General features: G+C 41.2%; 21 protein-coding genes and 2 tRNA genes. 13 read left to right on the plus strand and 10 right to left on the minus strand.

From position 1 onward, the window contains the following. Nucleotides 1-699 (plus strand): SanA/YdcF family protein, encoded by a 699-nt coding sequence (locus DR864_RS03505; RefSeq protein ID WP_199563291.1) that lies wholly within the window; start codon nucleotides 1-3, stop codon nucleotides 697-699. Between the two features lie 92 nt (nucleotides 700-791). On the opposite strand, the gene DR864_RS03510 is transcribed toward DR864_RS03505, so the two are convergent. Further along, the gene (locus tag DR864_RS03510; protein ID WP_114065653.1) at nucleotides 792-1,628 is read right to left on the minus strand and encodes a sugar phosphate isomerase/epimerase family protein; all 837 of its coding nucleotides are present in this window, start codon (nucleotides 1,626-1,628) and stop codon (nucleotides 792-794) included. A gap of 195 nt (nucleotides 1,629-1,823) precedes the next feature. Here DR864_RS03510 and DR864_RS03515 point away from each other — a divergent pair, with 195 nt between their 5' ends. Beyond that, entirely contained in the window at nucleotides 1,824-3,014 is a 1,191-nt protein-coding gene (locus tag DR864_RS03515) for a class I SAM-dependent rRNA methyltransferase (RefSeq protein ID WP_114065654.1), read from the plus strand. 103 nt (nucleotides 3,015-3,117) lie between these two features. On the opposite strand, the gene DR864_RS03520 is transcribed toward DR864_RS03515, so the two are convergent. Both DR864_RS03520 and DR864_RS03525 read right to left on the minus strand, forming a co-directional pair. Beyond that, the gene (locus DR864_RS03520; protein ID WP_114065655.1) at nucleotides 3,118-3,582 is read right to left on the minus strand and encodes a group I truncated hemoglobin; all 465 of its coding nucleotides are present in this window, start codon (nucleotides 3,580-3,582) and stop codon (nucleotides 3,118-3,120) included. A gap of 92 nt (nucleotides 3,583-3,674) precedes the next feature. After that, a complete protein-coding gene (locus DR864_RS03525) occupies nucleotides 3,675-4,106 on the minus strand; it encodes a heavy-metal-associated domain-containing protein (RefSeq protein ID WP_114065656.1) in 432 nt (143 codons plus the stop codon). A gap of 167 nt (nucleotides 4,107-4,273) precedes the next feature. Here DR864_RS03525 and DR864_RS03530 point away from each other — a divergent pair, with 167 nt between their 5' ends. Further along, nucleotides 4,274-4,813, plus strand: a complete 540-nt coding sequence (locus tag DR864_RS03530; RefSeq protein WP_114065657.1) for an RNA polymerase sigma factor — start codon at nucleotides 4,274-4,276, stop codon at nucleotides 4,811-4,813. Further along, complete coding sequence (locus DR864_RS03535) at nucleotides 4,810-5,616, plus strand: anti-sigma factor (RefSeq protein WP_114065658.1); 807 nt, start codon at nucleotides 4,810-4,812, stop codon at nucleotides 5,614-5,616. Before DR864_RS03530 ends, DR864_RS03535 begins: the two co-directional genes overlap by 4 nt. Nucleotides 5,617-5,686: 70 nt before the next feature. Here the strand turns inward: DR864_RS03535 and DR864_RS03540 are convergent, their stop codons facing one another. Then, nucleotides 5,687-6,085, minus strand: coding sequence for a Dabb family protein (locus DR864_RS03540; RefSeq protein ID WP_114065659.1), 399 nt, complete (start codon nucleotides 6,083-6,085; stop codon nucleotides 5,687-5,689). Between the two features lie 409 nt (nucleotides 6,086-6,494). On the opposite strand from DR864_RS03540, the gene DR864_RS03545 reads away from it, so the two are divergent. Further along, nucleotides 6,495-7,466 (plus strand): zinc dependent phospholipase C family protein, encoded by a 972-nt coding sequence (locus DR864_RS03545; protein ID WP_374755791.1) that lies wholly within the window; start codon nucleotides 6,495-6,497, stop codon nucleotides 7,464-7,466. A gap of 73 nt (nucleotides 7,467-7,539) precedes the next feature. Continuing rightward, the gene (locus DR864_RS03550; RefSeq protein WP_114065661.1) at nucleotides 7,540-8,712 is read left to right on the plus strand and encodes an AGE family epimerase/isomerase; all 1,173 of its coding nucleotides are present in this window, start codon (nucleotides 7,540-7,542) and stop codon (nucleotides 8,710-8,712) included. A gap of 41 nt (nucleotides 8,713-8,753) precedes the next feature. On the opposite strand, the gene DR864_RS03555 is transcribed toward DR864_RS03550, so the two are convergent. Then, complete coding sequence (locus DR864_RS03555) at nucleotides 8,754-9,701, minus strand: NYN domain-containing protein (protein WP_114065662.1); 948 nt, start codon at nucleotides 9,699-9,701, stop codon at nucleotides 8,754-8,756. Between the two features lie 110 nt (nucleotides 9,702-9,811). Further along, nucleotides 9,812-10,459, minus strand: a complete 648-nt coding sequence (gene pdxH, locus DR864_RS03560; RefSeq protein ID WP_114065663.1) for a pyridoxamine 5'-phosphate oxidase — start codon at nucleotides 10,457-10,459, stop codon at nucleotides 9,812-9,814. A gap of 86 nt (nucleotides 10,460-10,545) precedes the next feature. Here pdxH and DR864_RS03565 point away from each other — a divergent pair, with 86 nt between their 5' ends. From DR864_RS03565 to DR864_RS03575, 3 genes are all read left to right on the plus strand, one after another. Continuing rightward, nucleotides 10,546-12,423, plus strand: a complete 1,878-nt coding sequence (locus tag DR864_RS03565; RefSeq protein ID WP_114065664.1) for a DUF349 domain-containing protein — start codon at nucleotides 10,546-10,548, stop codon at nucleotides 12,421-12,423. 118 nt (nucleotides 12,424-12,541) lie between these two features. Next, nucleotides 12,542-12,614 (plus strand) — tRNA-Thr (locus DR864_RS03570). A 39-nt stretch (nucleotides 12,615-12,653) separates the two neighbouring features. Continuing rightward, a tRNA-Thr gene (locus DR864_RS03575) sits at nucleotides 12,654-12,726 on the plus strand. A gap of 209 nt (nucleotides 12,727-12,935) precedes the next feature. Here the strand turns inward: DR864_RS03575 and DR864_RS29750 are convergent. After that, entirely contained in the window at nucleotides 12,936-13,133 is a 198-nt protein-coding gene (locus tag DR864_RS29750; protein ID WP_162793537.1) for a hypothetical protein, read from the minus strand. A gap of 48 nt (nucleotides 13,134-13,181) precedes the next feature. On the opposite strand from DR864_RS29750, the gene gyrA reads away from it, so the two are divergent. The 3 genes from gyrA (at nucleotide 13,182) to DR864_RS29755 (ending at nucleotide 17,586) form a co-directional block, all read left to right on the plus strand. Then, nucleotides 13,182-15,695, plus strand: coding sequence for a DNA gyrase subunit A (gene gyrA / locus DR864_RS03580; RefSeq protein WP_114065665.1), 2,514 nt, complete (start codon nucleotides 13,182-13,184; stop codon nucleotides 15,693-15,695). Between the two features lie 165 nt (nucleotides 15,696-15,860). Further along, a complete protein-coding gene (locus DR864_RS03585) occupies nucleotides 15,861-17,300 on the plus strand; it encodes a tetratricopeptide repeat protein (protein ID WP_114065666.1) in 1,440 nt (479 codons plus the stop codon). 109 nt (nucleotides 17,301-17,409) lie between these two features. After that, nucleotides 17,410-17,586: a hypothetical protein gene (locus DR864_RS29755; protein ID WP_162793538.1), complete on the plus strand. Its 177-nt coding sequence runs from the start codon at nucleotides 17,410-17,412 to the stop codon at nucleotides 17,584-17,586. Between the two features lie 654 nt (nucleotides 17,587-18,240). On the opposite strand, the gene DR864_RS03590 is transcribed toward DR864_RS29755, so the two are convergent. Both DR864_RS03590 and DR864_RS03595 read right to left on the minus strand, forming a co-directional pair. Continuing rightward, on the minus strand, nucleotides 18,241-18,762 hold the full coding sequence (locus tag DR864_RS03590) for a helix-turn-helix transcriptional regulator (RefSeq protein ID WP_114065667.1): 522 nt from the start codon (nucleotides 18,760-18,762) through the stop codon (nucleotides 18,241-18,243). A 507-nt stretch (nucleotides 18,763-19,269) separates the two neighbouring features. Continuing rightward, entirely contained in the window at nucleotides 19,270-20,082 is an 813-nt protein-coding gene (locus DR864_RS03595; protein WP_114065668.1) for a 2,3,4,5-tetrahydropyridine-2,6-dicarboxylate N-succinyltransferase, read from the minus strand. Nucleotides 20,083-20,680: 598 nt separating this feature from the next. Between DR864_RS03595 and gap the strand changes: the two genes are divergently transcribed. Continuing rightward, nucleotides 20,681-21,694, plus strand: coding sequence for a type I glyceraldehyde-3-phosphate dehydrogenase (gene gap / locus DR864_RS03600; RefSeq protein ID WP_114065669.1), 1,014 nt, complete (start codon nucleotides 20,681-20,683; stop codon nucleotides 21,692-21,694). A gap of 184 nt (nucleotides 21,695-21,878) precedes the next feature. Here the strand turns inward: gap and trmB are convergent, their stop codons facing one another. Then, nucleotides 21,879-22,535 carry a tRNA (guanosine(46)-N7)-methyltransferase TrmB gene (gene trmB, locus DR864_RS03605; RefSeq protein WP_114070134.1) on the minus strand — a complete coding sequence of 219 codons (657 nt, stop codon included), beginning with the start codon at nucleotides 22,533-22,535 and terminating at the stop codon, nucleotides 21,879-21,881. Nucleotides 22,536-22,557 lie beyond the last annotated feature (22 nt).

The following is a 22,557-nucleotide window of genomic DNA, read 5'->3' on the forward strand; positions in this document are numbered from 1 at the left end:
ATGAAAGAAGGATTGCTGCATATTAACGCAATACGACGCTCCAAAAAGCTGCAAGTCTCCCTGGTGAAACAACTCATCAAAGGGGGCTTCTGGAGCGTGTTTTCCGTTGTTGTATTAATATTGCTATGCAATTGGATTGTGGTAGATACTACCCGTTCGAAAGTCTTTTTTGACATAAACACCTTGCCATCCAATGATGTAGGTTTGGTGCTCGGAACAAGCAAGTACGTAGCCCGTGGCAAAGAAAACCTCTTTTTTCGCTATCGCATGGAGGCTTCGGCGCGCTTATTTAAAGAGGGAAAAGTAAAATACCTGATTTTGAGCGGCAACAAAGAGGCCGAAACCTACGACGAACCCAAAGCCATGAAACAGGCCCTGACCAAACTCGGGGTGCCAGAAGATGCCATGCTGTTGGATACGGCTGGTTATCGTACCTACGATTCCGTGATACGCTGTCGGGAAGTTTACGGTCAGGAACGCGTAACGGTTATTTCGCAAAACTTCCACAATGCCCGAGCTCTCTACCTCGCTGACCATGAAGGATTGAATGCAGTCGGCTTTGCGGCGCAGGATGTCCCCAATGGCTATTCGATTAAGACCTTAATTCGTGAATATCTGGCGCGTCCAAAAGCAATGTTGGACGTGTATATTTTGAAACCTGAAGCGGGTGTAAGAGAAGGGGCTTCTCAAAAAGAATAAGGGCTTATTTGTTCTTAACGTTGAACTTATAAAAACCAAAAAGCGCGAAAAGGAAAATCCTCTTCGCGCTTTTCTCTTTTAGCAATAAGCCCTTAGATGGAAAGTTTCTTCATCCATTCGGCATCTACTTTCATGCTTTCGATGGAGGAAACAGGATATTCTTCCTGCTCTACGATATAATACTTGATACCTGCCTTTTTAGCGGCTTTCAGGATGGTTGGATAGTCCACGGAGCCTTTGCCGAAATCTTTTTGAACTACTTTACCGCCTTCTTTCACCATGTCTTTGATGTGAACGAGTTCATAGCGATTCGAATACTTGTTGAGGTGCGCAATGGCATCTTGGCCCGAAGCGATAACCCAGCACAAATCCAACTCAAACATCACTTTTTTAGGGTCGGTGTTGGCGAGTAAAACTTCGTGGGGAATTTGTCCTTCGAGGGGTTTGAATGAATAATCGTGGTTGTGGTAACCAAATTTCATTCCTGCTTTGGTCACCTTTTCGCCTACTTCGTTGAATAAATCCGCTTTTTTCTTCCAAGCATCGATGGTTTTTTGCGCACCGATATACGGGCAAAGCATGTATTTAAGGCCTGCTTCGGCACCCCGTTCAATATTCTTGTCCAAATCTTTGTTGATATCAAAGTGAGTACTGATCATTTTGACGCCCAAGTCGCCCAAATAGGTTTTGCATTCTGATGGACTCATGCCCCACAAGAAATCAGGCCCTCCGTAGCTTTCAAATTGCGTGTAACCCAGTTCGGCGAGTTTTTTCATCGTCCCTTTCGGGTCTTTTGGCATCAGGTCGCGGACGCTGTATAATTGAACCCCAAAGTTTTTAAGTTTTTTAGCTTCGGCAAAGAGGCTTGGTGCCAGTACCAAACCGGTACCCAAAACGGCAGATTGTTTAATAAAATCCCGACGATTCATGAAATTAATATGGTTAGTTGTTTCCAAGATAAAAACGAAAAGCCCTCTTTCTACTTGTTTTGGGGGACGTATATTTATGCAAAATGATGTAGAAAGATGCTTTAATTGTTCTTATATCCCCCATCTTTGCGTAAAATTCCCCGTAATGATAGGCGAATCGTGCTTTCTTTCGTGGGTGTACATTAAATTAAATCAATGATTTTTCCGCAAATAGTTCTCAAATCAAACCGTGACGAAGCCGTTCGTCGTTTTCACCCGTGGGTTTTTTCGGGGGCCATTGGCTCAATGAAAGGCCAACCTGCCGACGGTGACATTGTTGAAGTAGTAGATAATCGCAATAAATATTTGGCCACGGGCCATTATCACAATGGTAATATTGCGGTGAAGATTTTCAGTTATGAACAAATAGTGCCTGATGTGGCTTTCTGGAAGCAAAAACTGCAAAATGCGTTAACCGTTCGGAAAGTTATTTTTGCTAATCAGCCTGACAATCGAACCAATTGCTACCGGTTAATCCACGGCGAAGGGGATGGGCTTCCGGGTTTGATTATTGATTATTACGACGGTGTTTTGGTGATTCAGGCCCATTCCATTGGCATGTATCGCGTGTTGGAAGATATTTCTTTGGCGTTACAGGAGGTCTATGGCGGTGACTTAAAAGCCATTTACCACAAAAGTGCTGATACTTTGCCAGAAAATTTTGCCAAAAACGTGCAAAATGGCTATTTGTACGGCGGCTGTGCTGTGCCTCATCCCGTCAAAGAAAATGGACACACTTTTTTGATTGATTGGGAAACAGGTCAAAAAACGGGCTTCTTCTTAGATCAGCGCAACAACCGTGATTTGTTGGCGTATTACGCCAAAGGCAAAAAAGTCCTCAATGCATTTTGTTATTCGGGAGGTTTTTCGATTTACGCCTTGGCCGCGGGTGCTGAAAGAGTAGATTCTGTGGATGTTTCTAAAAAAGCCATTGACTTGACCAATCAAAATGTACAAGCCAACTTTGGCGATATTGCTACGCACCAATCGTACGCGGAAGATGTCATGGCATTTTTAAAACAAACCTCCGATACCTACGATGTAATGGTGCTCGATCCGCCCGCCTTTGCCAAAAGTATGGCCGCCCGTCACCGGGCTGTTCAGGGATATAAACGACTGAACGCCGACGGCATCCGACATTTAAAATCGAATGGGATTCTGTTTACTTTTTCGTGCTCTCAGGTTGTAGACCGGGAGTTGTTTTATAATACCATTGTCGCCGCTGCGATTGAAGCTGGACGTCAAGTAAGGGTATTGCATCAAATCACGCAACCACCCGACCACCCAGTCAATTTGTTTCATCCTGAAGGGAGCTATCTGAAAGGTTTGGTGCTTTGGGTGGAATAAAAAAACAGGGGCAAGTAATTTTGCCCCTGTTAACCTTCAACTATCCAACCTCTATGGTAAGCTATCTCAATAGTTTACCACCCTCTTACTGGATAGCTGAGTACTATTTACCTACAATTTGTCCCTTCAGTCCACCTAATACTCCCAAAAGCTCACCTTTTTCGGTGGCGGGCACTTTGAATTTGTCAAGAGCTAATACAAGGTCATTGACCAATGAATTGAATTCAGTTTCGGTAATGTTCATGCCTGCATGAGCAGTCACCATGTCTTTGCCTTTGTACATTTGAGGCCCACCGCTGGCTTGGCCAATTTGGTCGATTAGGTTGTTACGCAGCGCAGTTACCCGGGCTGTATTCCCTTTGGCAACATCATCCAACAATGGTTTGAAGGTACGTACCATGTTAGGGTCGGCGGCTACGTTTGCAATAAATTGGTCAACCACGGCTGAAATGGCAGTTACTCCGCCCAAACGGTCATACAACGAAGGTGCTGGTGTTTCTTCCTCTTTTTTACAACCGCTCAAAACTGAAATAAGGGCGAATGATAGGACAAGAATTCTCTTTTTCATGTGTGTGTAATTGATTTAATTGATATATAAAATAGATTAAAATTGCTCTTTAATGTTCAAAGTAGGAGTGTGTTGCTGTTCAAGGGGTTATTTTAGCGGAAGCAAAGCGCGTATTTTACTTTTTCAAACGCCATTATGTATTCTTGCGGAACAGGGCATTGCGGACTTGGCGGCCCATCGATCTTAAACACCGCAGCCTGTACGGGGCGACCTGTGATATTTCCCACCAATTTACGAAGTGAACCTTCCGACGTTTGGTCGGGGTCAAATGTGATGCTGACGAGTTCACTCACTGGATTTGCTCCGCAGGCGGTTACTCCGTTGTGTAGAGACACTTTTTCTTTTACTGAATTTACCTGCTCAGGGCTAGTCAGTCCGTCTACTTTAAAAATGGTCATGCTGATGGGCTTAACGTAGGAGTGCATAGGGGCTGGTTCTAGATTTGCATATACCACAAAGGCCAAAAAGAGCCCCAAGAGAGTATATCCCACACGTTTGGATGCTTTTATGAATGTGTTTTCCATAATTGAAGTTGGTTTTGCTTCTACTTACGGGAAAAGGATTTACAATAGATTTAGATAGTTCTTATTTTTTTTTGATATTGCAATCATTAAAAAAAGTAAAACCTAAGTCCATTTTCGCAAGTTGAGTGTATATACTCGAAATATTAATAAGGTCTTAACCGTACTATATGGGATTAAAATTGCCTAAATACGATGAAGGCGAACTCGTTGAAATGCTTCGACAACAAGATCGAAAAGCATTCAGCTACCTCTATGATAACTATTCCGACGCTTTGTACGGGGTAGTACTCAAAGTAGTTCGCTCAGAAGAAACGGCGCAGGATTTGCTACAGGAAATCTTCGTTAAAATCTGGAAGAATATTGCTCAATACGATGTAGGTAAGGGGAGGTTGTTTACGTGGATGCTCAACATTGCACGCAATACGTCCATTGATTATCTACGCGTAAATCGGCCGGAAATCCAAGACATTGAATCCGCCGTATATTGGGTTGAAGAGCATCAGGAGATTTATAACGAACTGGATGCCAAAGAACTGAGAGAGGTGGTCTCTCAGCTCAAACCGGAGCAGCAAACGCTGATTGAAATGGTATATTGGGGAGGTTATACCCACGAAGAAACGGCTCAGCGGCTGGAGATGCCGCTTGGTACCGTCAAAACCCGTGTGAGAAGCGCCCTTAGGGATTTAAGAAAATATTTTGGTACATGATTGACATAAAAGCATATATCGAATCGGGGATTTTGGAGGACTACCTTTCCGGGAATGTAACAGACCAGGAAAGGCGTGAAGTAGACTGTCTTTCAAAAATATATCCTGAAATTAAAACTGAGTTGAATCAACTCGGGGAAGCCGTCGAACGTTACGCATTTGCTCACCGGGTGGCGCCGCCTGCTGGGCTTAAAGATAAAATAATGGCGCAATTGGAATTTGCCGACGATGTAAAGGAGATTTCTTTGAATGATTTGCCTGCTAATGAAGCAAACCAAGAAGAGGCGGATGAAACACCTGTCTTCAAGCTTGATTCGCGGCAACCTTCTTTTCAGTGGGGATGGGTAGCGGCGGCTTCAATTGCAGCACTGGTAGGCTCAGCGGTTTACTTCAACGCTCGTTTGGATACCCTGAATACTTCCCTGGCGCAGCAAAACGTTGAACTGAATCAAAAAAATGAGCTGATTGCGAATCTAAATAACGCCGATAATCAGTTTGTTACCCTAAAGGGAGTTGATAAATCGCCCAATAGTGCAGTTCGGGTGGTTTGGAATCCCAAAACGCAAGAGGTCCAACTTAATGTTCTTTCATTGCCCGTTCCAGCGGCAGGAAAACAATACCAGCTTTGGGGACTTGTTGGCGGAAAGCCCGTTGATTTGGGCGTTTTTGATGTCAATGGAGTGATGCAAAAAATGAAAAATGCGCCACAGGCCGATGCATTTGCCGTAACGCTCGAAATGAGTGGCGGAAGTCCAAGCCCTACTTTGTCTGAAATGTATGTGATGGGTAAAGTATCAAGTTGATTACTTGCCCATCATTCACCCATAAAAAAAACGCTGCTTGGAAAAGCAGCGTTTTTTTTATGGGTGAATGTTACTTCTGAATGTTGGCATCGATTACCAGTTCCTTTTCCCAAATAGCCTGATTTTCTTTTACAAATGCTTGGTATTTAGGGTGGTTCTGAAAAGTCGTGATGTCATCTTCCGTTCTGAATGTCAAATAATGCATGGCATCATATTCTGACTTGCCAACTACGCTAAGTGTTTTTCCGCCGCTGTAAGCAACCATTTGGGGGATTTCACGTCTCAACTGAGCAAACTCATTCATGTGGCGTTCTACGTCAGTAGCGGGAGTGCCTGGTTTGAATTTAATGCAAACGATTTTTTGGATTTCTGCCTTTTGGCTGGGAGTGTAGGCTCCGTAAATGATGAGCATAAAAACGCAAAGTCCAACGATCGGTTTAAAGTATCCTATTATTTTTTTCTTGTCCATGGTAAGTGCTAATTAAAAGAGTGCTCTTGACTTAAATTTCTGATTTTTGAATACGATGCAAAATTAACGAATGTTGTATTAAAATTGTATATTTTTTATAAAAAATTGTAATAATTCTGTTAAAATGTAATTTTGCCAAATCATATTATGAGACTATTTCCAACCACAAAACAAGCTTAGGAGGCCCGTTTGGCATAGTATTGTACTTTCTGTTTGTGTTTTAACCATTTTTGCTGAGGGTTAAGGATTTAGAAGAACTAATTTTTTCACTTTTAACAATTTAAAACACTTTTAACCGCCATTTTAAATGCTATCAAAGTCTATTTTGCAAAATTTCAGATTTAAGACGTACAGAATAATATTTTGTGTAAGTGAGGTGTTTAAACATAAAAAATGGGCCGTTAAATCAATTTTTATCTTTTTGTTTTTGTTGGGGGCACCCTTTATAGGCTATAATTCGCCTTTTATATGGGGTTTTTGGGCGCATCAGCGCATCAATCGCTTGGCTGTGTTTTCGCTTCCGCCCGAAATGCAGGTGTTTTTTAAGAAACACCTCAATTATCTAACCGAAAACGCTGTCAACCCCGATAAGCGACGTTATGCCGTTGTGGGAGAAGCACCAAGACATTATATTGATGCGGAAGCCTATGGCGATAGTGCTTTGTACAAGTTGCCATTGTATTGGAATGAGGCCGTAAAAAAGTACGGCGAAGATACATTGGCGTTAAATGGCACCGTTCCCTGGGCGATTCAACAATACAAATCGCAATTGACGGAAGCCTTTCGACAAAGAAACCCTCAACGTATTTTACGCGTCGCCGCAGATTTAGGTCATTACATTGCCGATGCCAACGTTCCATTGCACACTACCCGAAATTACAACGGACAATTAACGGGTCAAGAAGGAATCCATGCGTTTTGGGAAACACGTTTACCGGAGTTGTACGCCGAAGAATACGACATGTTTTTAGGCTCGGCGGAATATGAAAAAAAAACGGCCTTGCGTGCGTGGCAGGCCGTTAGACAGGCCAATGCCGCCTTGGATAGTGTTTTACAGTTCGAAAAAAATGCATCATTGCAGATGAAACCCGAACTGAAATATGCGTTGGAAGATCGCAATGGCGTGGTCATTAAAACCTACTCGCGCGAGTTCGCCAAGAAATACCATCAAATGCTGGACCGACAAGTAGAGCGACAGATGCGCGCTTCCGTAAAAATGGTGAGTGATTTCTGGTTTACGTGCTGGGTGGATGCTGGTCAACCTGATTTGGGTCCATTGGCTTCTTTTGAATGGGATAAGGCCGAAAAAGAACAAGAGGAAAAAGAAAAACAAAATTGGTTTCAAAGGCTTTTTAAGGTGAGGTCTGAAAATGAAAACTAACCGACCTGATTATATTCGTGGTAGCCTGGGCTTTTACCATAAATTCTCATAACCTTATCCTTACGCCTGTAAAATGGAGCAATTTGCCCGCGAGAACTTAACCGAGTGGAAACGTATTTTAGCCTATTGGGAAAAATATTCGCCTGATTATCAGCGCGGTGGGTTTCATGGTCAGGTAAATTATGACAATCAGCCAGTTTTGGATGCCCCGCGTTCAATTATTCTGGTCAGTCGTATCTTGTGGACCTTTTCGTTGGCGTATCGGCATTTTCACCGTCGGCGCTATTTGGTCCTCGCCGATCGAGCGTACCATTATTTATACAACCATTTTAGAGATGCCAAAAATGGGGGTGTGTATTGGTCGGTCACGGCGGCGGGCGCTCCACTCGAAACCCGAAAGCAACTCTACGGCCATGCCTTTGCGATTTATGGATTAAGTGAATACTATGCCGCTTCAAAATTTACCCCTGCGTTGGATTTTGCCCAAGAGCTTTTTAAAACCGTAGATAAACACGGATATGATGTTGATATGGGGGGGTATTTTGAAGCGTTTGGGCCGAGCTGGGAACCCGTCGATGATCTGATTTTAAGCAAAATGCCCTGGAATAAGTCTCAAAATACTCATTTACACATCATTGAGGCTTTTACCAATTTATACCGAGTTTGGCCTGATCCTACGCTTCGTCAGCGTGTTGTGCATTTAATTGACGCCTTTATGGAGAAATTGGTCAGTCAAAAAACCTACCGTTTACGTTTGTTTTTTAACCAAAACTGGAGTCCCAAGGACGAAACTGTTTCGTACGGTCATGACATTGAAGCTTCATGGTTATTGTGGGAAACAGCCGAAGTGTTGAACGACCACGAACGGAGCGAAAAAGTAAAGCAATTGTGCATCAAAATGGCCGAAGCCGCTTGTAGTGGGTTGGGAGAAGATGGTGCGTTGGATTATGAATTTGACCCCGCCACCAATCACCATAACCGCGAGCGTAGTTGGTGGGTATTGGCCGAACAAATGGTAGGATTTTACAATGCTTATCAGCTGACAGGGGAGGAGCATTATAAAGATAAGTCGCTCAAAAGCTGGGAGTTTATCAAAAAATACGTGCTAGATACCCAAAAAGGAGATTGGTACGGAACCGTTAAACCCGACTTGACGCCCGTTCGAAACGCGAAGATAAGTTTTTGGAAATGCCCCTATCACAACAGCAGGGCGTGTTATGAAATCGTCAGACGATTGGAAAAATAGGAAGACAGGAGAAAATCCTCCTCCTGCCTGACCGTAGTCTATTATTTATTTTCCTGCAACACAAGCACGTCATGTCCCACGGCGCGTTTACCGTCTTTTTCATCAAGCGTAAATTGCACCCGATCACCGATTACGAGGTCATTAAAATCATAATCCCGCAGGCTGGTATAATGGAAAAATACATTGTTGGGAGGATATTTTATAAATCCAAAGCCTTCTTTAAGGGATAAAATAAAGCTCTCCTTGCGTTCTTCATCGTTGAGCAGCGCAGTGTTTGACTCTTCAATGGTATGTTCAGAGGGTTCTTCTCCTTGTTTTGTAAATACTTTACCTTTATTACGAGGGACAAACAGGTTGCTGTTGAAGGCTTCACCACGGCTGTTAATAATGTCTTGCATGGCTACTGGATAGGTTACTTCGGCCAACAAATCCTGAGAAGTGCGCGTATAAAAACGACTACCTTCCTCATCGGTATACTCAAAATCCCAGCCCAACACCATTACCCGCGTACCAAGGGTGTTAAGTTTCCTCACCAAGGGGACATAATCGCCGTCTGCCGCGATAAGTACCAATACGTCGAACCGTTTGTAGAAAGCCATTTCAAATGCTTCCAACGCCAGCCAAACGTCAATACCTTTCTCGTGTTTTTTGCCCAATGTACTACGTACGGGTAAATAATGGGTTGTAACCCCCTCCGACATTAGGATGTCATCAAAGACCCGTTCGTAGTAGAGCAAATCGCCGCGTTGACTAGCTTCTCCCGCGGTGAGTCGACCTCTAAAATAATGAGCATCCACTATTTGGCAGAGGCGGGGTTCATTTCTCTCCACTTCCGCTACTTTTTGTCGTATAAAATCATGCAAGCCATTAATGCTGATACGGCTGCGGCGTTCGTGCGTGTAATTATAGTAATTGCTTACGTGCAAGAAATAATTACCATCATAAAATACACCGATACGAGTTAAACTGTTCGGATTTCTGTGATTCATAGGTTATTATAAAATTAGGTAGGGTAGGGATGCTATATAAGTATTATTGGTGATATTTCTTATGTCTCTATGCATTTATATCATTAATTCATAGTGGGGTAAATATATAATTAAGGGGAAAGACGCTCAATTTTCCACGCATTATCAAGGTCGATTCGGTAACGAATGCGGTCGTGTAAGCGACTGGGACGGCCCTGCCAGAATTCAATTTCCTTTGGGACTATTCGGTATCCGCCCCAATGAAGTGGTCTAGGTACAACTTGATCCGAAAATTTTTGTTCCAGTAGGGATAGTTTTTTTGTTAAAACCTCCCGGTTCTCAATGACTTCGCTTTGTTCAGAAACCCAAGCACCCAATTGACTATTTCGAGGACGAATGCTGAAATAAGCGTCGGATTCAGCGTCAGAGACTTTTTGTACATCTCCAAAAATACGAACTTGACGTTCCAATTCTGCCCACCAGAAGGTAAGTGCCGCCACGGGGTGGATGGATAAATCTATCCCTTTGTGACTGTTATAATTAGTATAAAACACAAATCCTGTCGAATCTACCTCTTTGAGTAGTACTACTCGGCTATGCGGGTAGCCATCACCGCCCAGCGTACTGAGAATCATCGCATTTGGTTCGATTACCTCGGCTGCTTGTGCTTCTTCAAACCATTTTTCAAATTGAAGGAATGGATTTGTTAAAACATCCTCTTCGGTTAATCCGTTTAGACTATAATCTTTTCGTAGATCAGCCAGTTTTTTACCTGCCATTTTGGGTTAATTTAGATTTAAAATTGAAAAACCGGTTTTGAAACATCGAAAAACGGTCTTTATTATTATTTTTGCAAATCTAAGCGATGACTACCACATTTACGATGATTAACGACGGAGCAGAATTAAGCGAAAGCGAACAACTCACTCAGCAGAGTGTTGCAGCCATGGAAGAACTTGACGTGGTTGAAGAACAGTCAGTTGATTATACTCAACTTGATAAGAAGGGGTTTGTGAATTTATTAGAAAATCAACTGGTAACTGCCAAAAGTGAGGGGGCCAAACCCGCTGATTTTAAGCGAACAGATGAAATTCTCAAAGAAGTAAAAGTATTCTTCGACCAAATCAAAAAGACGGAACGTGACGAGGCAGAACAACGCTATATTGCTGAAACAGGTTCAGAAGAAGGCTTTGAGTTCAAACCAGATGAGTTAAGCCTGCGTTTTGATTCCCTGTACCGCCAAATTAAGGACGTTAAGAATCATTACTTCCAAGATTTAGAGAAATCGAAGGATAAAAACTTCACGGTTAAGACGCAACTCCTTCAACGCCTGCGTGAATTGGTTGATGCTGATGAGGCAAATTCAATGAATCCAGCCACGAGTTGGCAGGAATTTAAGAAAATTCAGGACGAGTGGAAATCGGCAGGTAACATTGCGTCTCCTCACAACAGCACGCTTTGGGCGACATTTCATGCGTTGATTGATCGATATTACAGCAACCGCAACATCTATTTTGAACTTAAAGAGCTTGACCGCAAGAAAAATCTGCAGCTCAAGGGCGAATTAGTTGAAAAAGTGGAAGCCCTTGCCAAAAGTATAGAAGGTAAAGCGCTAAGCCGAGGCGTGTTGGAAGAGGCAAACGCGCATTTTGAAGAATACAAACACATCGGACCAGGACCCAAAGCAGAGCAAGAGTTGCTTTGGCAACGCATGAAGTCCGCGTTGGATGTTTTATATGATGCGCGTCGTGCCCAAACGGAAGATCAAAAACAGTTGCTCTCCCAAAACTACGAAATCAAGTCTAAGATATACGAGGCGTTGGTTCCGTTTACGGCATTTACTTCCAGCAGCATTAATGAGTGGAACGAAAAGACCAAAGAAGTGGTAGCACTTCAAGAGCAATGGGTCAATGCCAAAGGACAGATGCTGCGCGACGAAGGTCGTGAGTTGAGCAAAAAGTTTTGGGCAACCCTCAAAACGTTTTTTCACAACAAAGGAGAGTTCTTCCGTCAATTGGAAGCAAAGCGCGAACAAAACCTGAAACTGAAAACCGAACTTTGCGAAGCAGTTGAAGGAATTTTGGCAGCGGGTGAGGATTCCTCTGCCAATACCGATAAAGTGATTGCGCTTCAAAAACAATGGAAGCAGATTGGACAAGTTCCTGAGAAATTTAAAGATTCAATATTTGACCGATTCAAGAAAGCCTGTGATGCCTATTTTGACCGCAAACGGGCTAAGAATTCAGAGGTGGAGAAGGAGTTTGTTGAAAACCTCACCAAGAAACAAGCACTGTGTGAAAAAATAGAATCAGGTGCAAAAGCAGGCGAGGCAAGCTTAAGTGATTTGAATGCGTTTAAATCAGAATGGTCAGGCATTGGATTTGTACCAAAGAAAGATATGCAGGCCATCAACAAACGCTATATTGATGCGGTCAATGCGTACGTGAGTGCTATCGGTAAACTCTCTTCTAAAGAGAGAGAGCAGGTTATCCTTGAGAATGAAGTGTCGATGGTTGCCGATGGCGAATCATCACGCAGTCTCCAACGTAAAGAAATGGATATTCGCCGCCGTATGACTCAAATTGAAAACGATTTGACGATTTGGCAAAATAACATCGAATTTTTTGGTCGTTCTAAAAATGGCGAGAAAGTTCGTGCAGAGTTCGTGAAAAAAATCGAAGTTGCCCAAAAGCAACTGGCTGATTTTAAGCATCAACTGAAAATTATTCGTGAAGCTTTGTAAAAAAAAGCGAACTAAATTTGTGTAAACTAGTAGAAAATACTACTTTTGCACCACGAAATATGAATGTCTTTAACGCTCACCTGTTGCATCATTAAAGATTTAGTATTCGTGAAGTATTGCCTCCATAGCTCAGCTGATAGAGCAACTGACTTGTAATCAGTAGGTCGCTGGTTTGATCCCGGCTGGGGGCTCTAAAGTGTTACTATTTACACTCTAAACAAATAGAAAAAGCCTCCATAGCTCAGCTGATAGAGCAACTGACTTGTAATCAGTAGGTCGCTGGTTTGATCCCGGCTGGGGGCTCTAAAGCCGATACGAAAGTGTCGGCTTTTTTTGTTTTTCACTACCCTAAATCCACCTGCACTACCTCCATTTTTAAAACATGCCATGTATGTAAGTACCTTTCTGATGACTTTTTTGTACTTTCACTTTTAAAAAAAGGTGACCCATTTTAAAACATTGCCTTAACAATGAATAAAAAGCTGTCCATTTTGTTGGTATTGATGTGTGGTTTAGGGGTTGGAGGATGTTGGTATCGTCAATGTCCAATCAAAGGCTGCAAGGTGCGCCATGAGCATAGTCATGGTAGGAGTATTGTGCGCGGGCGGGGCACTTTCCCCAAGCCCCATTTCTTCGGAAAGCCGAGGACTGCGGCCGAAAAAAGGGAGCAGGCAAACGAAAGACGGCGTAAGCGGAGCTAGTTTTGCCATTATAAAGTATTTGGTGTATTTTTGTACAAAAGCATTTAATTTTTGTTTATGTCAGAAAACACCGGTAATATTATTCCTATTAACATTGAGGATGAGATGCGTACGGCTTACATTGATTATTCAATGTCGGTCATTATTTCTCGTGCACTCCCTGATGCCCGCGATGGATTAAAGCCTGTTCACCGTCGGGTGCTTTATACAATGTTTGAATCGGGCTTTTTGCACAATCGCCCCTATAAAAAATCGGCCCGTACCGTCGGCGACGTGATGGCCAAATATCACCCCCACGGCGACGCTTCAATCTACGATACAATGGTGCGGATGGCGCAACCTTGGTCACTTCGTTACATGTTGGTTGATGGTCAGGGAAACTTTGGTTCGTTGGACGGCGATTCTCCCGCCGCCATGCGTTATACAGAATCAAGACTGAAACGTATTGCCGAAGAGATGTTGCAAGACATCAATAAAGAGACCGTTAACTTTCAGCCTAACTACGATGACTCGGATGAAGAGCCAACCGTATTGCCCGCCAAATTACCCAACCTACTTTTAAACGGTTCTTCGGGTATTGCTGTAGGGATGGCCACTAATATGGCCCCTCACAACCTTACTGAGGTCATTGATGGGACTATTGCTTACATTGATAATAATTCTATCACTGTTCAGGAATTGATACAGTACGTCAAAGCACCTGACTTCCCTACTGGAGCTATTATTTATGGCTATCAGGGAGTTAGGTCTGCCTATGAGACAGGAAGAGGACGGGTTGTGATGCGTGCAGTGGCTACTTTTGAGCAAACAAAGACAGGACGTGAGCAAATTGTGATTACGGAGATTCCGTACATGGTCAATAAGGCCGACATGATCAAACGGATTGCCGATATGGTCAATGACAAACGTTTGGATGGAATTTCGGCCATCCGCGATGAGTCAGACCGCGACGGTATTCGCATTGTGTTTGAGTTGAAAAAAGATAGTATTCCCAATATTGTTTTAAATCACCTTTATAAGTTTACTCCTCTTCAATCATCATTCAGCATCAATAATGTTGCCTTGGTAAAAGGGCGCCCTGCGTTGTTGAACCTGAAAGATTTGATAAAGTATTACGTGGAGCACCGGGTGGAAGTAATCACGCGTCGTACGCAGTATGATCTTCGGGAAGCAGAAAAACGAGCCCATATCTTACAGGGATTATTGATTGCCCTCGATAACCTAGATGCGGTCATTAAGTTGATTCGAAGTGCCCGTGACCCCGAAACTGCCCGAAATGGTTTGATTGAACAGTTCAGTTTGAGTGAACCTCAGGCCCGTGCTATACTAGAGATGCGTTTACAACGCCTCACTGGAATGGAGCGCGACAAAATCATCGCCGAATACGAAGAATTGATGAAGCTCATTGCTGATTTACAGGATATTTTAGCCAATGAGGTTCGTAAGTTCCAGATTATCAAAGACGAACTTATGGATTTGAGAGCACGCTACGGTGATGCCCGCCGCTCAAAAATTGAGTACGCCGCCGAAGAGTTTGCCGATGAAGACATGATTGCTGATGAAGAAATGTTGATTACTATTTCGCATCAAGGATACGTAAAACGTACCCCAATCGGTGAGTACCGTACGCAGGGCAGGGGAGGAGTTGGCTCAAGAGGAGTTACCACCAAAGATGATGACTTTACGGAGCATTTGTTTTCGGCAACGATGCTGAACTATCTGCTGATTTTTACCGAATTCGGTAAGTTATTCTGGCTCAAAGTATACGAGATTCCCGAAGGTTCAAAAACGGCCAAAGGTCGGCCCATCCAAAACCTCATAAATATTGAGTCGGGTGATAAAGTAAGAGCTGTCATCAATGTTCGTACTTTAAGTGATGCTGATTATATCAACAATAACTACATCATCATGTGTACTGAAGACGGGACCATCAAAAAGACATTGTTGGAAGCCTATTCTCGGCCACGTGCCAATGGTATTGCGGCAATCACAATAAATGAAGGTGACCGCTTATTGGATGTGGCACTGACCAACGGTGACAACCAAATTATCATTGCGTCTAAAGAAGGAAAGGCCGTACGCTTCCATGAAAGTCGAGTCCGTCCAATGGGTCGTACCGCGGCTGGTGTGAAGGGTATCGAATTGGGTGATGAAGGAACCACCAACAAAGCGATTGGAATGCTCTGCGTCAGTAATTTGGAAAAACAATTGATGGTAGTTTCCGAAAATGGATATGGAAAACGATCTCAGATTGAAGATTATCGTGAGACTAACCGGGGGGCTAAAGGTGTAACAACGCTGAATATTACGGAAAAAGTAGGAAATCTGGTGGCAATCAAAGAAGTGTCGGATAGTGATGATTTGATGATTATCAATAAATCAGGAATTGCGATTCGTATGTCAGTCACTGAAATACGCGTTGCGGGCCGAAACACCCAGGGAGTCCGGTTGATTAAGTTAAACGATGGCGACGAGATTTCATCCGTTACCCGTATAGAATCAGAAGAAGCAGTTATTGATGGGAGTGAAGAGGGAGGCGCAGCTGCCCCCGAACCACCAATCGAAGCCTAGATTGGATGAAATATGTGCGATAAGAAAGTAGATTTTAGGGTATAAATTTGTTAATTATCCAACAATCTGCTCTCTTATCCTTTTTTTTAAATTTATTCAATCAACAATAAGTCAATTTTTATCCCGTTTTTTGCTCAAATTTTAAACTTAATAACTTACCTCAAAATGAAAAAGTTGATCGTAACATCTGCTTTTAGTTTTTTTGCTATTTCTGCCTTTTCTCAGGTAGACAAATTAGTACTTGAACAGAAAAAGAAAGAAAAAGAAAAAAGCGACAAAGCTATCACAGACCCCAAAGCAGGTGCAAAATCGAGCACTTGGCTGGATCGGGGCAAATTGTATGATGAAATTGCCCGTCTCTATACTGAAATGGACTCAAGCGCCGCTTTAGTGGCGTATGAATCATTTAAAAAAGCAGTAGAGGTAGATGCTGCAAAACCAGGTAAAGTGACCAAAGAAGCGCAGAAGTTTCTGACAGGTGGAACGGACGAAAGTGGGGTAAATTTGGGAACGGCACTTGTAAAACAAGGTGCCGAGAAATTCCAGACCAAAAAGTATGATGACGCAATTAAGTTTTTCAATATAGCACAAGAAGTGAATCCGAAGGATACGCTAGCTCCTTTATACGGTGCTTACAGTGCCATGCAGAGTCAAAAAAATGACATTGCGGCGACCATGATGGAGCAATATATCGAAAAAGGAGGGAAGGACGCCGGGAACTTCGCCCTTTTGGCGCAATTGTACCGTATCGAAAAGAAGAACGATAAAGCACTCGCAATCTTGGATAAGGGAATGGAGATATTACCAGCAAGCAAAACTTCCTTTAAAGCTGAACGTGTCAATGTACTTTTGGACACACAACGTTTGGAAGAAGCGAAGGTTGGTTTGAATGAACTAATCGACTTAGATCCAAAAAATGCACAATATGCGCTTAACTTGGGTATTTTGAACGACAATGAAGTACAACAGATTACTGGAGAAATCAGGAAGCTGGCCGAAACTTCTAAAAAAACAGGAGGTGTTGATCGTAAAATAAAGGAAGCGGAAGAAACAGATAAAGTTTTTGCAGACGAAGTAAAAAGAATTTCTGGATTGATTGCAAAACAACCTAAAAATGCCGATTTGAAGCGTCAAAAAGCAGAGGTAGAAGCAAAGCAGAAAGAAAACAAAGTTGCTTTGGAAGAAGCTAAAGCAGAATTGGTCAAAACAAAAGAGGAAATTGCCAAACTAGGAGACCCTACGGCTAAAATTGCAGAACTTAATGCAAAGCTTACAAAGGCCCGTGAAGGGGCAAAATCAGCGTATGACAGAGCATTGAAGGCTGATCCTAACAATTACGATGCACTTTTTAATATGGGTGTATTTTATTTCAACGAAGCAGTTGAAATGAAGAGAGAAGTGGATGCGATGGATATGAAGGATTATAACGTAAAAGGAAAAGACGTTGAACCTAAAGTATGTGGCAAATTCAAACAATCACTGCCTTACTTTACGAAGGCAAAAGCGATTAAAGAAGAAGAAGCCGTTGTTGAAACGCTGAAACAATTGGATGTCATTTTGAAAGAGTTTGAAGGAAAGAAAATTGTTTGTGAAGAAACAAAATAAGAAAATAAAGAGTGGGTTCAACTCACTCTTTATTTTTGAATGTTTTATTTAACATAATGTAAATTATAATACATTTATTTTGTGCTAATTCTGGTCCAACATATGGTATATGAAGGATTATGACGTAAAAGGAAAAGACAAAGTAGGTGGCAAATTCAAACAATTTTACGAAGGCAAATATGACAGCGGGACATTAAGAGCCATTAAAAGAGTAATACTGAATTTGCCCCAAGGATTCGATTATAGACAAAAAAGAAATCAAGAGGGAAGATATCGTTCAAAGTAGAAGAAAAGTGCGTAAATGGTTTGTAAGGTGGCTTGCATTAAATTCTTTTGACGACTGATAATAAAGTTATTCTCTAAAATTGGGTCTTTTACATTTCTCTTCTCGATTGCGGGTTGCCTCAACAGACTCGGAATGAAGGAATGAATCTAGTATATTTAAAATATGTACCAATATTTTGGGTAAAATGAAATTCATCATCTTGGGTTTTCAGCGTTATAATGCAAGTCAACAACCCATTTTTATGAGGAGAATAACAGTAAAATAGCTTCTTTTTTAAATCCCTGACTATTAGGCAATTATATATTCACGTGGAACACCGTGAAAAAATTGTGAAACAGTAGTACCTAAAACATTAATAGACAGATTGTTCAGTCTTTAGAAACGTTTCACAAGAAAGTAGGCGTGTTGACTGCCTGAAAAATAGCTCCTTATAATGTTCAGAATTCCAGGCCCACTCCTACTGTTTATTTCCCCTCGCTTAAATATTATTTCCCTATATAGTCTATATTTACTATATTTTATATGTGATAATATAAAGTATAGTATTAATATATATTAAGTGTTGAATTGGGGTATGTATTAAAACGAATTAATTTTTTGTAGGGTGGATATAGTTTTTTTGTCATACTTCTTCTACCATTTTCTGCAGGATTTTTATTGTCCCAAAAATTGATTGAACTTAGAATTTGGGTCAACGGGTATGACTTGAGAACTACCGTCATCATAAACAATGGTTATAAGTACCGCACGACGTGGTTTTATCAGTTCAAGAGAGTGATTTACGGTCACTTCGGGCTTGCTGTGAGCGGTTCGAGAATCAGCTGAGGTAGATACCTTGGTTGCGTGGTTTCTTTCACGCAAATCTGGTGTAGTTACATTACTCACTTTTGCCCCACCGTATCCCTGATTTTCAATTAGTTGTGTTATAATCTGCGCCTCTTCTGGTGACTGAGTTCGAAACCATTCTAGGTTGTATTTTTCATTCCAAGCCACAATTTTCTCTAAAATGTCATGACTTGGCCGATTACGATAAGCCAAAATGTGTGAAATGGTTGAACGCTGTACTTTTATGGCATCAGCAAATTGAGAAGCATTCATATTATTCTGATGTAGAATGACCCGAATCTTATTATTCTTCAGGTAGCGGATATCTGTAAAATCTGAAAATGTCGCCATGTTGTAAACATTAAAAATGATTTTACAAAGTTACAGATGTTTACATACATAACAAATGTTTACAGACAAAAATTTTATGTTGACAATTGTATCCATTATTGAAAGACGTAAACTGCACATTGTTTACATATTTACACATAGTGTAAATTTATGTAAATAGTATATATATCTGATAATAAGCTAGTTAAAGTATTTTACACTGATTCTTAGAATAAAAGTTACGCACCTATTAATATAAAATTGAATAATGTAATTTTTTGTAAATAATTCATTTTTTATTTTGAGTTTACAAAACCTTTTTATTACATTTGTATAAGTCAAACAGAGAAGCACAATATTTGGTCAGATAGTGAGGAAGATTGTGAAAAAGGTAAGCCGATTTGCTCGAATATTTGTGGTTTGCTTAAGTCGGGTTTTTCCGATAAGACAGTAATTTTATGGGGTAAATGAAGCACGTAAAAAAGCCACTCGATTGAAGTGGCTTTTTCGTTTTTAATATTATTTATCTTAAACTGCTACGTTATTCTCTCGTAATGCCTCATTAAGTGAGGTTTTTAGATCAGTACTGGGCTTCCTTTTTCCGATAATAAGAGCGCATGGCACGTGAAATGTCCCTGCTGGGAACGATTTAGGATAACTTCCTGGAATAACAACGCAATCATTAGGTACGTATCCTTTATATTCGATGACCTGATCTCCTGTCACGTCCAGGATTTTGGAGCTACCAGTAATTGTGACTCCAGCTCCTAAGACGGCTCGCTTACCTATGTGTGCTCCTTCAACTACGATGCAGCGTGAACCAATGAATGCACCATCTTCAATGATTACTGGTGCTGCTTGTGGTGGTTCTAGGACTCCTCCTATTCCAACTCCCCCGCTAAGGTGTACATGTTTGCCTATTTGGGCGCAACTTCCAACGGTAGCCCAAGTATCAACCATGGTGCCTTCATCTACGTAAGCACCTATATTAACATAGGACGGCATTAGTATGACCCCTTTTGCTAAGTATGCCCCATGTCTTGCTACAGCTGGAGGTACAACCCGCACACCAGATGCTTTGTAGCCAGTCTTTAGTTTCATTTTATCATGGTATTCAAAAATCCCTATTTCTTTTAGTTCCATTTGTCGGATTGGGAAATAAAGAAGGATAGCTTTCTTTATCCAGTCGTTGACAATCCAACCGTCGTCGGTTGGTTCAGCAACTCTGATTCTGCCTTCGTTCAATGCGTCTATTACATTCTCAATAGCTTGAATGACTTGTGGGTCTTTGGTGAGCTCTCTATTGTCCCAAGCGGCTTCTATTTGTACTTTTTCGTTCATTTGTAGTTAAAGTAAAACTTGATTTATTTTGATTTAATAATATGATTACAAGGTGTTTAAACTTTAATAACTATCTACTTTGTTTAAGCTTTAAAAATGTATTATTATCAGTATAAATAATATTCGGTATCTTATTTGAATGGTTTTGGTTGTTTCTTCTATATGAAGTTCTTGTATCTGAGTTGTTGTTCCCCTACTCTATTTTTTATGTATTAGGGATTAATTTATTTTGTATGTAATATTACTAATTTATTGGCAAATGATGTAGTGTTTATGTATTTATTGTCTTAAGGCCTTCTATACTGGTATTATTTGTCTAGGATATAAGCATTATACTATATTTAGTATTTTTAATAACATTTAGCTTTTATTTAGTATATATACTAAGATTATTCGTATATATTTAGCAATTATGCAACCTTTATGCTAAATAATAAAGCAGAAATTAGCAAAATATACTAAAATACTAGCCAAATACTAAGAAAGGTATTCTAGTTTACTAAATCTGAATGGGGACGTATACCTGCTGTAAATAAAAAATATATAGTATCTTTGCCAATGAATTAATGATGTTCCATTAAACCACCAAAAAATACCCATGACAAAAGTAAAAGTAGCCATCAATGGATTCGGACGAATTGGAAGACTTGCCTATCGTCAAATTTACAACATGCCAGACATTGATGTAGTAGCCATAAACGATTTGACCAGCCCATCTGTACTGGCTCATCTCCTAAAATACGACACTGCACAAGGAAGATTCAACGAAGAAGTAACCTCAACCGATAATAGTATTGTTGTAAATGGCGATGAAGTACGCATTTATGCCCAAAAAAACCCTGCTGAAATTCCTTGGGGAGCTCACGAAGTAGATGTTGTACTCGAATGTACAGGATTTTTTACCGATAAAGATAAAGCCGCTGCTCACATTACCGCAGGTGCTAAAAGAGTCGTTATCAGCGCTCCCGCAACGGGAGATTTAAAAACCGTTGTATTCAACGTAAACCACAGCATCCTAGATGGTAGTGAAACCATCATCAGCTGCGCAAGTTGTACCACAAACTGTCTTGCACCAATGGCAAAAGCCCTTAATGACGCTTTTGGCATCGAAATCGGTAGCATGACCACAGTACACGCTTATACAAACGATCAAAATACCCTTGATGCTCCTCATGCTAAAGGTGATTTAAGACGTGCAAGAGCTGCCGCCTCAAACATCGTTCCTAATAGTACTGGTGCCGCTAAAGCAATCGGATTAGTATTGCCCGAACTAAAAGGCAAATTGGATGGTGGCGCTCAGCGTATCCCTGTTATCACTGGAAGTTTAACCGAATTAACGGTTATTTTAAATAAAAAAGTAACCACCGAAGAAGTAAACGCTACCATGAAGGCGGCCAGTAACGAAAGCTTTGGTTATAACGAAGACGAAATCGTAAGCAGCGACATCATCGGAACTTCATTCGGAAGCCTCTTCGATGCGACCCAAACGAAAGTAGTCAACGTGGGCGATAAGCAATTGGTGAAAACTGTAAGCTGGTACGATAACGAAATGAGCTATGTAAGCCAACTCGTTCGTACAGTTAAATACTTTGCACAGTTAATTTCGAAATAAATAAACTGAGTAAATAGATTAAGTTATTCATACTGAAAAAGGCACTAGTGGTAGTGCCTTTTTCTATTACTCCTCTCCCTATTAATGTTGAACCAATTATTGATAATTTACTGATAATTAAACAGTTACCCAATAAAATGAAATTTTATTCATTTTTGAATATTTATTCATTTACCATTCTGGTTTATAAAAAACGGCCTCTTAAATAGTGTACTGGAAACCCTTTTTCGGTAAAAATTTGTTCAAAACGCGTCTTAATTCCATGGTGATCATCGTGCATCTCGGATTGGTAAAGGTCAAAAGTGGCTTCTAAATCCCTCACCCCAAACTGCGAAAGCTCTTCCAAAGTAAAATCAAACAACTCTCGATTGTCGGTTTTTAAATGCAACAAACCTTCTTTCTTCATTACAGCACGGTATTTTTCCAGAAAATGAGGGTGGGTTAATCGCCGCCGAATCCGTTTTTTAAGGTTGAAAGGATCAGGAAACGTAATCCAGATTTCAGCCACTTCTCCTTCTTCAAAAAAGTTTTGAAGAAACTCAATGTTCGCCCTGAGAAACGCCACGTTGGTCAAGCCAAGCAGTGTGGCCTGCTGACTGCCCGCCGCCAGTCGATCGCCTTTGACATCAATGCCAATAAAATTCAAATCAGGGTATACTTGCGCTAATCCGACCGAATACTCCCCTTTTCCGCAGGCAAGCTCAAGAACTATCGGATTTGTGTTCAAAAAGTAACGTTCGTTCCACTTTCCTTTGATGGTTTCATAGAGAGGTTTTCCAATCTCTAACACATTGTCTGCCAGTGCATTACTCGCAAATTTAATCAGTTTCTTACGGCTCAAGGTTTTAATAATTTTGATAAAA

Source organism: Runella rosea (assembly GCF_003325355.1).
Taxonomy (GTDB): Bacteria; Bacteroidota; Bacteroidia; order Cytophagales; family Spirosomataceae; genus Runella; species Runella rosea.

Coding starts and splice junctions, on each gene's coding strand:
- DR864_RS03565 (WP_114065664.1), top strand. CDS start 10,546: ATGACTACCACATTTACGATGATTAACGACGGAGCAGAATTAAGCGAA.
- DR864_RS03595 (WP_114065668.1), bottom strand. CDS start 20,082: ATGAACGAAAAAGTACAAATAGAAGCCGCTTGGGACAATAGAGAGCTC.
- DR864_RS03590 (WP_114065667.1), bottom strand. CDS start 18,762: ATGGCGACATTTTCAGATTTTACAGATATCCGCTACCTGAAGAATAAT.
- DR864_RS03525 (WP_114065656.1), bottom strand. CDS start 4,106: ATGGAAAACACATTCATAAAAGCATCCAAACGTGTGGGATATACTCTC.
- DR864_RS03540 (WP_114065659.1), bottom strand. CDS start 6,085: ATGGACAAGAAAAAAATAATAGGATACTTTAAACCGATCGTTGGACTT.
- gap (WP_114065669.1), top strand. CDS start 20,681: ATGACAAAAGTAAAAGTAGCCATCAATGGATTCGGACGAATTGGAAGA.
- gyrA (WP_114065665.1), top strand. CDS start 13,182: ATGTCAGAAAACACCGGTAATATTATTCCTATTAACATTGAGGATGAG.
- DR864_RS03585 (WP_114065666.1), top strand. CDS start 15,861: ATGAAAAAGTTGATCGTAACATCTGCTTTTAGTTTTTTTGCTATTTCT.
- DR864_RS03520 (WP_114065655.1), bottom strand. CDS start 3,582: ATGAAAAAGAGAATTCTTGTCCTATCATTCGCCCTTATTTCAGTTTTG.
- DR864_RS29750 (WP_162793537.1), bottom strand. CDS start 13,133: ATGGCAAAACTAGCTCCGCTTACGCCGTCTTTCGTTTGCCTGCTCCCT.
- DR864_RS03530 (WP_114065657.1), top strand. CDS start 4,274: ATGGGATTAAAATTGCCTAAATACGATGAAGGCGAACTCGTTGAAATG.
- DR864_RS03550 (WP_114065661.1), top strand. CDS start 7,540: ATGGAGCAATTTGCCCGCGAGAACTTAACCGAGTGGAAACGTATTTTA.
- pdxH (WP_114065663.1), bottom strand. CDS start 10,459: ATGGCAGGTAAAAAACTGGCTGATCTACGAAAAGATTATAGTCTAAAC.
- DR864_RS29755 (WP_162793538.1), top strand. CDS start 17,410: ATGAAGGATTATGACGTAAAAGGAAAAGACAAAGTAGGTGGCAAATTC.
- DR864_RS03535 (WP_114065658.1), top strand. CDS start 4,810: ATGATTGACATAAAAGCATATATCGAATCGGGGATTTTGGAGGACTAC.
- DR864_RS03505 (WP_199563291.1), top strand. CDS start 1: ATGAAAGAAGGATTGCTGCATATTAACGCAATACGACGCTCCAAAAAG.
- DR864_RS03515 (WP_114065654.1), top strand. CDS start 1,824: ATGATTTTTCCGCAAATAGTTCTCAAATCAAACCGTGACGAAGCCGTT.
- DR864_RS03510 (WP_114065653.1), bottom strand. CDS start 1,628: ATGAATCGTCGGGATTTTATTAAACAATCTGCCGTTTTGGGTACCGGT.
- DR864_RS03555 (WP_114065662.1), bottom strand. CDS start 9,701: ATGAATCACAGAAATCCGAACAGTTTAACTCGTATCGGTGTATTTTAT.